The following is a 12,456-nucleotide window of genomic DNA, read 5'->3' as shown; positions in this document are numbered from 1 at the left end:
GAAAAATCATTCCAGACGGAGAGAGACATGCGCATTGCTTTGGCCTTGGGGGATGCCGGGGGCGTCGGCCCGGAACTGGCGGCGAAACTGCTGGCCCATGACGACATGAAGGCCCTGGACGTGATCGTTGTCGGCGATGCGCGGGTGCTGGAGACGGGCGCGCGTCATGCGGGCGTCACGCTGGACCTGGCCCGGATCGATGCGGATCAGGTTGGCCCTGACATGGCGCCGGGCCACGCGCTGCTGGATCTGGCGAATTGCGCGGTCGATGGCATGACCCTGGGCCAGTCCAGCGCCCATGCCGGGGCGGCCTGCCTGCAGAATTTTGGTTGCGTGCTGCAACTGGCGGGGGCGGGCATTACCGACGCGGCGATGTTCACGCCCTTTAACAAGCATTCGATGCGGCTCGCGCGCCCCAGCTATGTCGACGAGATCGGGTTCATCGACGCGGTGCTGCATGCCGACCGCAGCGGGCGCGAGTTCAACGTCCTGGAAGAGGTCTGGAACGCCCGCGTCACCAGTCACATCCCGCTGCGCAAGGTGGCCGACGCGCTGACCACCGAACGCATTCTGGACAGCCTGCGCCTGACGGCCGAGGTGATGGCGGGTGCGGGCAAGCCCGGCGCGCGGATCGGCGTCGCGGCCCTGAACCCCCATGCGGGCGACGGCGGCAATTTCGGCCACGAGGACGACGAGATCCTGGCTCCCGCCGTGGCGCAGGCCGTCGCCATGGGCATCGACGCCAAGGGGCCGATCCCGTCCGACACCGTCTTTGTGCGCGCGGTTCGCGGTGAGTTCGACGCGGTGCTGACCATGTATCACGACCAAGGCCAGATCGCGATGAAGCTGATGGGCTTTGACCGCGGCGTGACGCTGATTGCGGGCTATGGCTTTCCGATCGTGACGCCTGCACATGGCACCGCCTTTGACATCGCCGGGCAGGGGCGGGCCGATCTGGGCGCGACGCTGACTGCCGCGCGCCTTGGTCGCGATCTGGCCGCGCTGAACCCTGCCCGCACGCCGCGCGCGTTGCCCGCGGGTTGGGCGCAGGCCACTGTCGCACCGACATTGCTGGTCGCCGAGTAGGCGGCCAGTCTTTTTCCCGCGCGCCAAGCGGGTCACATCATCTTTGGGAGGAGAGAGACAATGACCATCAAGACCGCACTGATCGCAGGCACCGCCATGCTGGCCACCACCGTCCCGGCACTGGCAGAATGGGCACCACAGCGCCCGGTCGAATTCATCGTGGCATCGGGTGCCGGCGGCGGGACCGACAATTTCGCCCGCACCATCCAGGCCGCGCTGACGCGGGGCGAGATCCTGGATCAGAACATGGTCGTGCTGAACAAGGGCGGCGGTTCGGGTGCCGAGGCGTTTCTGTACGCCCGCCAGAACGCCGCCGATCCGCACAAGCTGATCTTTGGCACCAACAACGTCTATCTGCTGCCCCATGTCGCCAAGCTGGCCTATTCGACCGAGGACCTGCAGCCGGTCGCGGCGCTGGCGCTGGACGAGTTCCTGATCTGGGTCAAGGCCGACGCCCCCTGGCAGACGTCGATGGAGATGGTCGAGGCCGCAAAGGCCGAACCGGGCAGCATCGTCTTTGGCGGCAGCCAGTCCAAGGACACCGACGAGACGCTGGTCGCGCTGATCGAACAGACCACCGGGGCCGATTTCAAGTACATCCCCTTCAACGGCGGCGGAGAGGTTGGCGTGCAGCTGGCGGGCGGCCATGTCGCCGCGAACGTCAACAACCCGAACGAGAACATCGGTCAGTGGCAGGCCGGCGCGATCCGTCCGCTGTGCGTGTTCTCTCCGCAGCGGATGGCGGAATCCGAACCGGTCAGCGGTGACATGGGCTGGCACGACATCCCGACCTGCGCCGAACAGGGGCTGGACATCGAACGCTATCAGATGCCGCGCACCGTCTGGCTGCCCGCAGGCACCGACCCCGAGGTGGTGGCATACTATCAGGACGCCCTGACCCGCGTGGCCCAGACCCAGGAATGGCAGGACTATCTGGCCAAGACCTCTCAGACCGCCGCGACGCTGACGGGCGACGAACTGACCGCCTTCATCGACGAGAACGAGGCTGCGACCGTGGCCGTCTTCCAGGCCGAGGGCTGGACCGCCGCCGCGCAATAAGCGCATCGGGGCATCCGGAATCGTCCGGGTGCCCCTTTTGCCATTGGGAAAGGGAGGGTCATGACCGTCAGACGTTTTCATGCCGAAATCGGCACGGCAATCACCACCGGCGCACTGGGCGTCGCGGCCATCGTGGGCGCCGCCGAACTGGGCACAGGGTGGAGCGATCACGGCCCGCAGCCGGGCTATTTCCCATTCTGGGTGGCGATCGTGCTGATCACGGCCAGCCTGTGGAACCTGGGCGGCGCGCTGGTCGCGCACAACCGCGCCCGGCACACGCCCCCCGACCCCCTGGACGACCCCGAGGATCCGTTCCTGCCACGCGAAAACGCGGTCCGCATCGCGGTGTTTCTGGGGGCGATCACCGCGTTCGTCATCGGCATGCTGACGATGGGCTTTTATGTCGCCGCGACCTTTTATATCGGGCTGACCGCCTGGCGTCAGGGCGGGTTCCGCCTGTGGGTGGGGCTGGCCATCGGCGCGGGCTTTGCCATCAGCCTGTACCTGATCTTCGAGACGATCTTTCAGATTCCGCTGTTGAAGGGGCCGTTGGAGCCGCTTCTGGGCATCTACTAGGGGGCCGCGACAATGGGCAATTTCGATCTGCTGATGCACGGGTTTTCCGTGGCCGTCACCCCGATGCACCTGATGCTGATGATCGCGGGCGTGCTGATGGGGCTGGTGGTGGGGGTGCTGCCGGGGCTGGGCGCGCCCAACGGGGTGTCGCTGCTGATCCCGCTGACCTTTGCGCTGGACCCGACATCGGCCATCATCCTGCTGACATCGATGTACTGGGGCGCGCTGTTCGGGGGGTCGACCACGTCGATCCTGTTCAACATTCCCGGAGAACCGTCATCGGTCGCCACCACTTTTGACGGCTATCCGATGGCGCGGAACGGCGAATCGACGCGGGCGCTGACGCTGGCGTTCGTGTCGGCGGGGGTGGGCGCGCTGATGGGCATCCTGGTCATCACGCTGCTGGCGGGCTGGGCGTCGCAATTCGCGCTGCGCTTTGGCGCGCCGGAATATTTCGCGGTCTATTTCCTGGCCTTTGCCGCCTTCATCGGCATGGGCAGCGCCGCCCCCATGAAGACGCTGGTGTCGCTGACCACCGGCCTGGTCCTGGCGTCGGTGGGCATGGACACGGTCACCGGCTCGATCCGCCTGACCTATGGGTTTTCCGACCTGTTGGGCGGGGTCAGCTTTCTGGTCGTGGTGATCGGCCTGTTCGGCATCGGAGAGCTGCTGGCCACAGTGCAGGAGGGGCTGCGGTTCCGCGGCGTATCGTCCAAGATCGACCTGCGCGATGTGCTGAAGACGCTGGCCGAGCTGCCGAAATACTGGGCCACGACCCTGCGGTCGGGCCTGATCGGCATCTGGATGGGCATCACGCCCGGCGGGCCTACGGCTGCCAGCTTCATGTCTTATGGCGTCGCCCGTCAGGCCTCGCGCAAGGGCGCGGCGTTCGGATCGGGCCGCCCCGAAGGGATCGTGGCCCCCGAAACGGCCGACCACAGCGCGGGCACCTGCGCGATGCTGCCGATGCTGGCGCTTGGCGTGCCGTCCTCGGCCACGGCTGCGGTGATGATGGGCGGGCTGATGATCTGGGGGCTGACGCCGGGACCGATGCTGTTTGCGACCCAGCCCGATTTCGTCTGGGGCCTGATCGCCAGCATGTACGTGTCGAACCTGCTGGGGGTGATCCTGGTGCTGGCGACCGTGCCGATGTTCGCGGCACTGCTGCGCATTCCGTTCACCATCATCGGGCCGATGATCGTCGCGATCTGCTTTGTCGGCGCCTATACGGTGTCGGGGGCGACGTTCGATCTGTGGCTGGTGCTGGTCTTTGGCGTGGTGGGTTTCCTGTTCACGAAACTGGACTATCCGCTGGCACCGATGATCCTGGCGATGGTGCTGGGCCACAAGGCCGAGAACGCGTTTCACCAATCGATGCTGCTGTCGGACGGATCGCTTGGCATCTTCTTTGCCAATCCGCTGGTCACTGGGATCATGATCGTGGCGCTGGCCATGCTGATCCTGCCCAAGACGCTTGGCCTGGCACTCAGCCTGCGCCGCAACCGCAAGGTGGTCGCATGAACCTGATCGGGCATTTCGCGGGCCGCGAGGGTCGCACCGTCCAGACTGCCATCGTTGGGACCGGCGGGTTCGGGCGCAGCTATCTGGCGCAGGCGCGGCTGGTCCGCGGGCTGGCCTGCCGGGTCGCGGTGGACCGCGACGCGGAGACTGCGGCCGCGGCGCTGGCATCGGTCGGCGTTGATCCCGTGCGCATCGCCTCGTGCAATGATGCGACCGCGGCGCGGGCGGCGTGGGACGCGGGCCATTGGATCGCCACCGGCGATCTGGCCGCGGTGGCGGACCTGCCGCTGGACGTCGTGCTGGAGGCCACCGGCGACCCCGAGGCCGGTGCCCGCCACGCGCATCTGGCCATCGAGGCCGGGCATCACGTCGTCATGGTCACCAAAGAAACCGACAGCGTCATCGGCCCGATCCTGTCGCGGATGGCCCGCGAACGGGGTCGGGTGGTGGCGCCGGTCGACGGTGATCAGCCTAGCCTGCTGATCGGGCTGGCCACCTGGGCGCAGGTCATCGGTCTGCGCATCATCGCGGCGGGCAAGTCCAGCGAATACGATTTCATATTCGACCCCGCCACGGGGCACGTGACCAGCAACGGCGATACGATCACCGCCCCCGATCTGGCCGCCTGGCTGGACCCGGCGGACCGTCCCTGGGCCACGGTCGCGGCGGGCCGCGCCGACGCATTGTGCGCACTGCCACAGCGCGCGGTGCCCGACCTTTGCGAACTGACGCTGGTCGCGAATGCCCTGGGGCTGGTGCCCGACCGCGCCGATCTGCATGCCCCCATCGCGCGGATCCCCGAGGTTGCGGACCTGATGACCGATCAGGGCGGGCTGTTGTCGGGGCGGGGACGGCTGGATGTGTTCCACTGCCTGCGCCTGCCCGGAGAGGTCAGTTTCGCGGGCGGCGTCTTTGTCACCGTGGCCTGCGACGATGCCGACACATGGCAGATGCTGCATGACAAGGGCCACGTGGTGTCCCGTGACGGACGCACCGCGATGATCGGCCTGCCGCGCCACCTGCTGGGCCTCGAGGCCGCGACCACCGTGCTCGAGGCCGCCCTGAACGGCGTGTCGTCGGGCGCGCGCAGCCCGCGTCCGGTCGTGGACCTGACCGCGTTCGCCGATGCCAACCTGCCCGCGGGCACCGTCCTGCAGGCAAAGGGGCACCACCACACCATCGCCCATGTCTCGGGTCGGATGACGCCCGCGGCGCGGATCGCGGACGATGCGCCGGTGCCCTATTATCTGGCCGCCGGACGCACGCTGTGCCGCGACGTGGCAGCGGGGCGGCCGATCCTGTGTGCCGATGTGGCGCTGGACGAAGGTTCGACGCTGCTGCGCCTGCGCCGCCAACAGGACGCCGTCACCGATTGGGGCATGGGTTCCGGGGCTTGAAGCCCGCCCCCCGCGCGGGCATCTAGGGCAGGCACCAACCGGAGGCCTGCCCGATGCGCGTGATCTTCATGGGAACACCCGATTTCTCGGTCCCCGCCCTGCGGGCCATTGCCGCGTCCCATGATGTGGTCGCGGTCTATTCTCAACCGGCGCGCGCGGCCGGGCGGGGGCAAAAGCCGCGCCCTTCTCCGGTGGCCATGGCGGCAGACGCATTGGGCATCCCTGTCCGCACCCCCGCCCGCCTGCGCGATGCGCAGGACCAAGCCGATTTCGCGGCGTTGCAGGCGGATGTGGTTGTCGTCGTGGCCTATGGCCTGATCCTGCCACGGCCGGTGCTGGACGCGCCGCGCCTTGGCTGCCTGAACATCCACGCCTCGATCCTGCCGCGCTGGCGGGGGGCGGCACCGATCCACCGCGCGATTCTGGCCGGCGACGCCGAGACAGGCGTCGCGATCATGCAGATGGAGGCAGGGCTGGATACCGGCCCGGTGCTGGCCTTGACCCGTACGCCGATCGCGGCGGACGACACGACCGCCAGCCTGCACGACCGCTTGTCGACGATGGGGGCCGACCTGATCACGGATGTGCTGGACCGCCTGCCTTTGCCCGCAGTTCCGCAACCCGCTGACGGCGTGACCTATGCCACCAAGATCGACAAGTCCGAGGCGCGGATCGATTGGACCCTGCCCGCCGAACAGGTCGACCGCCAGATCCGTGGCCTGTCGCCCTTTCCTGGGGCCTGGTGCATGGTCGGCGATGAACGGGTCAAGCTGCTGTCCAGCACGCTGGCGCCCGGGCGGGGCGAACCGGGCACGGTGCTGTCCGACTTCACCATCGCCTGTGGCACGGGCGCCGTCCGCATCACGCTGGCACAGCGGGCGGGCAAGAAACCGATGGCCCCTGCGGACCTGCTTCGCGGGTGGGCGCTGCCCCCGCGGTTGGGCTAGGGGCGCATCAGCGCCCCGTCGCGCCCGGTCGCGGTGGGGCTTGTCCCCACCCGGCGGGCGCGACCGCTGTAGCGGGACGCACATGGCGCCCCCGACGGCTCAGATCGCGCCGTGGCAGTGCTTGAACTTCTTGCCCGATCCGCAGGGGCACATGTCGTTGCGCGCAGGCATCCCCCAGGTGGAGGGATCGGCCTCGTCGAATCCCGGACGCGGTGCCACCTGGACAACGGCGGGGGCAGCCTCGGGCTCCTCCGCCGCTTCCTCCTGGACCTGCTGCTGCTGGCGGGTCATCTGGGCGGCCATCTCGTCCCGCTCGGCCTGCGTCAGGGGCCGGATCTGCGCCAGCCGCTGCGTCACGTCGAACCGCAGTCCGTCCAACAGCGTCTCGAACAGCTGGAACCCCTCGGTCTTGTATTCCGACAACGGGTCGCGCTGCGCATAGCCCCGGAACCCCACGACCGACCGCAGGTGGTCCAGCGTCATCAGATGCTCGCGCCATTTCTGGTCGATCTGCTGCAACAGGACCTGCTTCTCGATCTGCACCATCGTCTCGGGACCAAAGGCCGTGGCCTTGTCCGCCATATAGGTGTCGCTGGCCGCGGTGATCCGTTCGCGCATCGCGTCATGGTCCACGCCATCCTCTGCCGCCCAATCCGCCACCGGCAGGTTCAGGTTCAGACGCTCGCGGACCGATGTCTTCAGCCCCTCGGTGTCCCACTGTTCGGGATAGCTGCGGGGCGGCATGTGCTCGTCGATCAGGTCGTCGATCACCTGATGACGCATGTCGGCGGTGATCTCTCCGACCTCGTCGCTGTCCATGATCTCGCGGCGCTGGCCAAAGATCGCCTTGCGCTGATCGTTCATCACGTCGTCGAATTTCAGCAGCTGCTTGCGGATGTCAAAGTTGCGTCCCTCGACCTTGGCCTGGGCGCGTTCCAGCGACTTGTTCACCCACGGGTGGATGATCGCCTCGCCCTCCTTCATGCCAAGCGTGGACAGGACCTTGTCCAGACGTTCCGAGCCAAAGATCCGCATCAGATCGTCGTCCAGCGACAGAAAGAACAGCGACCGCCCCGGATCGCCCTGACGACCCGAACGGCCTCGCAGCTGGTTGTCGATCCGGCGGCTCTCGTGGCGTTCGGTGCCCAGCACGAACAACCCGCCGGCGGCCAGAACCTTTTCCTTTTCGCCGGTGTGCTGCGCCTCGATCCGGGCGCGCATGTCGTCGGGGTTGGCATCGGGGTCGGCCGTTAGGGCCTCCATCACCTTCATCTCGACATTGCCGCCCAGCTGGATGTCGGTGCCGCGACCGGCCATGTTGGTGGCGATGGTCACCGCGCCCAGCTTGCCGGCGTCGGCCACGATCTGCGCCTCGGCCTCGTGCTGACGGGCGTTCAGGACGTTGTGGGGCACGCCGTCCCTCTTCAGCATTTCTGACAGCAGTTCCGATTTCTCGATGCTGGTGGTGCCGACCAGCGTCGGCTGCCCCTTTGCATGGGCCTCCTTGATGGCCTCGACAACGGCGGCGTTCTTTTCGGCGGCGGTGCGATAGACGCGGTCATGGTCGTCGACCCGCGCGATGCCCCGGTTGGTCGGAACCTCGACCACGCCCAGCTTGTAGATCTCGGCAAATTCCTCGGCCTCGGTCGATGCGGTGCCGGTCATGCCCGACAGCCGGTCGTACAGGCGGAAATAGTTCTGGAACGTGACCGAGGCCAGGGTCACGTTCTCGGGCTGGATCTCGACGCCTTCCTTGGCCTCGATCGCCTGGTGCAGGCCGTCCGACAGGCGGCGGCCCTTCATCATGCGACCAGTGAACTCGTCGATCAGCATTACCTCGCCGTCGCGCACCATATAGTGCTGATCCTTCAGGAACAGCTTGTGCGCGCGCAGGGCCTGGCTGACATGGTGAACGATGGTGGTCGATTCCGGATCGTACAGCGTCTGCCCCTCGGGCAGGACGCCATCGGCCTGCAGGCGGGTTTCCAGAAACTCGTTGCCGTCCTCGGTAAAGGTCGCATTGCGGGCCTTCTCGTCCAGCTTGTAGTGTTCCTCGGTCAGCAGCGGCACATAGGCGTCCAGGATGCGATATAGTTCGCTGCGGTCCTGGCTTGGCCCGCTGATGATCAGCGGCGTGCGGGCCTCGTCGATCAGGATGCTGTCGACCTCGTCCACGATCGCAAAGTTGTGGCCGCGCTGGACCATCTCGGCCACGGACCCCTTCATGTTGTCGCGCAGATAGTCGAAGCCCAGCTCGTTGTTGGTGGCATAGGTCACGTCGCAGGCATAGGCGTCGCGCTTTTCGCCCTCGGGCTGGAACGGGACGACCACGCCGCAGGACATGCCCAACTGGGCATAGACCTTGGACATCCACTCGGCGTCGCGTTTCGCCAGATAGTCGTTGACGGTGACGACATGCACGCCCTTGCCCGACAGCGCGTTCAGATAGGCGGGAAAGGTGGCGACCAGGGTCTTGCCCTCGCCAGTCTTCATCTCGGCGATATTGCCCTGGTGCAGGAAGATCCCGCCCATCAGCTGCACGTCGAACGCCCGCAGGCCAAGCGCGCGGCGCGCGCCCTCGCGGCAATTGGCAAAGGCTTCGGGCAGGATGTCGTCCAGCGCCTCGCCTGCCGCCACGCGGGTCTTGAACTCGGCGGTCTTGTCGACCAGCCCCTGATCGGACAACGCCTTGAAGCCGTCCTCAAGGGCGGTGATGCGGGCGACCAGCGCGCGCGTGCCCTTGACCTTGCGGTCGTTGGGCGTGCCAAAGACCATCTTCGCCAGATTACCGATCATGTTACCTTCGCCATCACGTTGTCGGGAAGGGACGTCACCTGCGGCCCACTTGCCCGCGCCGGTCGCATTGCCGTATCAGGGGCGTCGAACGAACGCGGCGGCGGCGCCTTCCACGGAGTTGGCTTGGATGTAGGCGCAGCCCACCTGACTGTCAATGTTGGCCCGGCCCCTGCGGGGGGTACGCGCCGTGAAAGGACCCATTCCCATGACCCGATCGACCTTGCTGGCAGCCGCCGTGCTGGCCGTCTTTTCCGTCCCCGCCGTTGCGCAGGATGCCGACCAGGTGGTCGCCACCGTGAACGGCCAGGAAATCACCCTGGGCCAGATGATCGTGATGAAGCAGTCGATCCAGGACCCCGCCATGGCGGAAATGCCCGACCAGGCACTGTGGGACATGATGTTGGATCAGCTGATCCGCCAGACCGCCGTGGCAGAATCCGCCGAAGATACCGCGGGCGTTCGCGCCCAGCTGGAGCTGCAGCGGCGCAACACCCTGGCCTCGGCCGCCGTCAGCCAGATCGCCCAGGCAGAGCCCACCGACGCAGAGCTGCAGGCCAGCTATGACCGGCTGTTCGCCGAGGCCGGCAGCGTGACCGAATACAACGCCGCCCACATTCTGGTCGAAACCCAGGAGAAGGCGACCGAATTGAAGGCCGAGGTCGATGGCGGCGCCGATTTCGGGACCGTGGCCGAGACGAACTCGACCGGGCCATCGGGCCCGAACAAGGGCGACCTGGGCTGGTTCGCTGCCGACCAGATGGTGCCGCCCTTTGCCGAGGCCGTCGCGGCCCTGGAACCGGGTCAGATCAGCGAGCCGGTGGAAACCGAGTTTGGCTGGCACGTCATCAAGCTGAACGAGACCCGCCTGCGCGAGGCACCGCCCCTGGCAGAGGTCCGCGACCAGATCAGCCAGATGGTGCTGCGCGAAAAGGTCGAGGCCCAGATCCAAAGCCTCGTCACCGCCGCGGACGTGCAAAAGACCGAAGGCGTCGATCCTGCCCGGTTGAACGCCACCGACCTGCTGGAGGCCCAGTGATGGGCAAGGCGGGTCTTGCCGTCTCGCCGCTGGCGCCTGCGCGGTTTCCCGACCTGCCGGTGATCGCGGGCGTCGATTTCGCCAGCGGCGCCGCCGGGATCAAGTATCAGGGCCGCAACGACGTCACGCTGATCCGCATCGCGCCGGGCAGCACGGTCGCCGGGGCCTTTACCCGGTCGTCGACCCGCGCCGCCTGCATCCTGGACAATCAGGCCAAGCTGGCACAGGGGGGCGATTCGCCCGACGGCGCGGCGATCCTGATCAATTCGGGCAACGCGAACGCCTTTACCGGGGCGCGGGGCCAGCAGTCGGTCGATGCCGTCTGCGCGGCTGTCGCGGGCGCGTTGGATCTGACCGTGGGGCGGGTCTTTACGTCGTCCACCGGCGTCATCGGGGAACCGCTGCCGCATGACCGGATCGTGGCGATCGTGGACGATCTGGCGCGCGGCCTGGACGCGGGCGGGGTGGCGGATGCGGCGCGCGCTATCATGACCACGGACACGTTTCCAAAAGGCGCGTTCGCGACCATGCCGGATGGCAACCGTTTGGTAGGCATCGCCAAGGGGTCCGGGATGATCGCGCCCGACATGGCGACGATGCTGGTCTATCTGTTCACCGACGCGACCGTGCCCGCGAACCTGTTGCAGCAGGCGTTGTCATCCGGGCTGGATGCGACCTTCAACGCGATTACCGTGGACAGCGACACGTCCACATCGGACGCGCTGATCCTGGCGGCGACGGGGCAGGGCGCTGGCGCACCCATCACCGATCTGGACAGCGACGCGGGGCGCGCGTTCGTGACCGCCCTGCACGATGTCATGCGCGATCTGGCCCATCAGGTCGTCCGCGACGGCGAGGGTGCGACCAAGTTCGTCGAGGTCGCCGTGACCGGTGCCATGGACACGGCAGATGCGCATCGCGTGGCCATGGCCATCGCCAATTCACCGCTGGTCAAGACCGCCATCGCCGGACAGGACGCCAACTGGGGCCGCATCGTGGCCGCAGTGGGCAAATCCGGCGCGCGGGCCGACCGGGACCGCTTGTGGATCGCGTTTGGCGACATGGTCGTGGCCCGCGACGGCTGGCGCGACCCTGATTATGACGAGGCTGCGGCCAGCGCCTACATGCAGGGACAGGATCTGCGGATCGGTGTCGATCTGGGCCTGGGTGACGGCGCGCGGACCGTGTGGACCTGTGATCTGACGCATGGCTACATCGACATCAACGCGGACTACCGGTCGTGAAGACCGTCCTGGTGTCTGCCGTGGCACTGATCGATCCCGACGGGCGCGTGCTTCTGGCACAGCGCCCGCCGGGCAAGTCCATGGCGGGCCTGTGGGAGTTTCCGGGCGGCAAGGTCGAACCGGGAGAGACCCCCGAGGCGGCCCTGATCCGGGAGCTGGAGGAGGAGCTGGGCATCCTGACATGGAACAGCTGCCTGGCGCCGCTGACCTTTGCCAGCCATTCCTATGACGCGTTCCATCTGCTGATGCCGCTGTTCGCCTGCCGCCGCTGGCAGGGAATCGTGCAACCGCGCGAAGGGCAGCAGCTGGCCTGGGTCAAGGCACAGGATTTGCGCAATTACCCTATGCCTGCAGCCGACATTCCCCTGATTCCCGCCCTGCAGATGTGGCTATAGTGTCGCAGATTTTAGCGATACGGTTGTATTGTTGCTGAAAAAAGTCGTAGATGATCAAGTTGCGAACGCTTTTTTAACCATTTCATGACTAACTTTGGTTACGACACAGAGGAGGCTTGACATGATTCGCACTATTTCCATCGGTAGCTACATTTCGATCCAGGGACTGTTCGAGGGTTCGACCCCGGACGGGAATATCCTTGTCCGCGTCGGCAACCGCACGTTTGAGGGCAAACCGATCGGTCACTGACAGTTCCGGCGCAGGGGGGAGCGCTGCGCCGAGACGCCGAATGAACACCGGGGGGTGATCCGACAGGATCGCCCCCCTTTTGTATTCTGTCAGTGCGGTGACAGTATCGGGAATGAAAAAAGCCGGGCGATCGGATCGCCCGGCTTTCA

11 protein-coding genes are annotated in these 12,456 nt (G+C 66.7%); 10 read left to right on the top strand and 1 reads right to left on the bottom strand.

Going from position 1 to position 12,456, the window contains the following annotated elements; all coding sequences use genetic code 11:
- The first annotated feature begins 27 nt into the window (after positions 1–27).
- The 6 genes from ACJJVR_RS10280 to fmt are packed head-to-tail and all read left to right on the top strand — an operon-like array spanning position 28 to position 6,586.
- Positions 28–1,086 carry a 4-hydroxythreonine-4-phosphate dehydrogenase PdxA gene (locus ACJJVR_RS10280; protein ID WP_405404283.1) on the top strand — a complete coding sequence of 353 codons (1,059 nt, stop codon included), beginning with the start codon at positions 28–30 and terminating at the stop codon, positions 1,084–1,086.
- A 60-nt stretch (positions 1,087–1,146) separates the two neighbouring features.
- Positions 1,147–2,145, top strand: a complete 999-nt coding sequence (locus tag ACJJVR_RS10275; RefSeq protein ID WP_405404281.1) for a Bug family tripartite tricarboxylate transporter substrate binding protein — start codon at positions 1,147–1,149, stop codon at positions 2,143–2,145.
- A 60-nt stretch (positions 2,146–2,205) separates the two neighbouring features.
- Positions 2,206–2,721, top strand: a complete 516-nt coding sequence (locus tag ACJJVR_RS10270) for a tripartite tricarboxylate transporter TctB family protein (protein WP_405404280.1) — start codon at positions 2,206–2,208, stop codon at positions 2,719–2,721.
- Between the two features lie 12 nt (positions 2,722–2,733).
- Positions 2,734–4,242: a tripartite tricarboxylate transporter permease gene (locus ACJJVR_RS10265; protein ID WP_405404279.1), complete on the top strand. Its 1,509-nt coding sequence runs from the start codon at positions 2,734–2,736 to the stop codon at positions 4,240–4,242.
- A complete protein-coding gene (locus ACJJVR_RS10260; RefSeq protein ID WP_405404278.1) occupies positions 4,239–5,639 on the top strand; it encodes an NAD(P)H-dependent oxidoreductase in 1,401 nt (466 codons plus the stop codon). Before ACJJVR_RS10265 ends, ACJJVR_RS10260 begins: the two co-directional genes overlap by 4 nt.
- A gap of 53 nt (positions 5,640–5,692) precedes the next feature.
- Entirely contained in the window at positions 5,693–6,586 is an 894-nt protein-coding gene (gene fmt / locus ACJJVR_RS10255; RefSeq protein WP_405404276.1) for a methionyl-tRNA formyltransferase, read from the top strand.
- Positions 6,587–6,685: 99 nt separating this feature from the next.
- On the opposite strand, the gene secA is transcribed toward fmt, so the two are convergent.
- Positions 6,686–9,382, bottom strand: a complete 2,697-nt coding sequence (gene secA / locus ACJJVR_RS10250) for a preprotein translocase subunit SecA (protein ID WP_405404275.1) — start codon at positions 9,380–9,382, stop codon at positions 6,686–6,688.
- Positions 9,383–9,587: 205 nt separating this feature from the next.
- Here secA and ACJJVR_RS10245 point away from each other — a divergent pair, with 205 nt between their 5' ends.
- From ACJJVR_RS10245 to ACJJVR_RS10230, 4 genes are all read left to right on the top strand, one after another.
- Positions 9,588–10,418 carry a peptidylprolyl isomerase gene (locus tag ACJJVR_RS10245; RefSeq protein WP_405404274.1) on the top strand — a complete coding sequence of 277 codons (831 nt, stop codon included), beginning with the start codon at positions 9,588–9,590 and terminating at the stop codon, positions 10,416–10,418.
- Positions 10,418–11,662 (top strand): bifunctional glutamate N-acetyltransferase/amino-acid acetyltransferase ArgJ, encoded by a 1,245-nt coding sequence (gene argJ / locus ACJJVR_RS10240; protein ID WP_405404272.1) that lies wholly within the window; start codon positions 10,418–10,420, stop codon positions 11,660–11,662. The genes ACJJVR_RS10245 and argJ overlap by 1 nt, the downstream gene beginning before the upstream one ends.
- Entirely contained in the window at positions 11,659–12,057 is a 399-nt protein-coding gene (locus ACJJVR_RS10235) for a (deoxy)nucleoside triphosphate pyrophosphohydrolase (protein ID WP_405404271.1), read from the top strand. The genes argJ and ACJJVR_RS10235 overlap by 4 nt, the downstream gene beginning before the upstream one ends.
- 121 nt (positions 12,058–12,178) lie before the next feature.
- Complete coding sequence (locus ACJJVR_RS10230; protein WP_405404269.1) at positions 12,179–12,307, top strand: hypothetical protein; 129 nt, start codon at positions 12,179–12,181, stop codon at positions 12,305–12,307.
- The last annotated feature ends 149 nt before the right edge of the window (positions 12,308–12,456 follow it).

It is taken from the genome of Paracoccus sp. Ld10, from assembly GCF_045064235.1.
In the GTDB taxonomy this organism is placed as follows: Bacteria; Pseudomonadota; Alphaproteobacteria; order Rhodobacterales; family Rhodobacteraceae; genus Paracoccus.
This window is presented reverse-complemented; position numbering and strand designations above follow the sequence as displayed.

Coding starts and splice junctions, on each gene's coding strand:
- ACJJVR_RS10280 (WP_405404283.1), top strand. CDS start 28: ATGCGCATTGCTTTGGCCTTGGGGGATGCCGGGGGCGTCGGCCCGGAA.
- ACJJVR_RS10275 (WP_405404281.1), top strand. CDS start 1,147: ATGACCATCAAGACCGCACTGATCGCAGGCACCGCCATGCTGGCCACC.
- ACJJVR_RS10270 (WP_405404280.1), top strand. CDS start 2,206: ATGACCGTCAGACGTTTTCATGCCGAAATCGGCACGGCAATCACCACC.
- ACJJVR_RS10265 (WP_405404279.1), top strand. CDS start 2,734: ATGGGCAATTTCGATCTGCTGATGCACGGGTTTTCCGTGGCCGTCACC.
- ACJJVR_RS10260 (WP_405404278.1), top strand. CDS start 4,239: ATGAACCTGATCGGGCATTTCGCGGGCCGCGAGGGTCGCACCGTCCAG.
- fmt (WP_405404276.1), top strand. CDS start 5,693: ATGCGCGTGATCTTCATGGGAACACCCGATTTCTCGGTCCCCGCCCTG.
- secA (WP_405404275.1), bottom strand. CDS start 9,382: ATGATCGGTAATCTGGCGAAGATGGTCTTTGGCACGCCCAACGACCGC.
- ACJJVR_RS10245 (WP_405404274.1), top strand. CDS start 9,588: ATGACCCGATCGACCTTGCTGGCAGCCGCCGTGCTGGCCGTCTTTTCC.
- argJ (WP_405404272.1), top strand. CDS start 10,418: ATGGGCAAGGCGGGTCTTGCCGTCTCGCCGCTGGCGCCTGCGCGGTTT.
- ACJJVR_RS10230 (WP_405404269.1), top strand. CDS start 12,179: ATGATTCGCACTATTTCCATCGGTAGCTACATTTCGATCCAGGGACTG.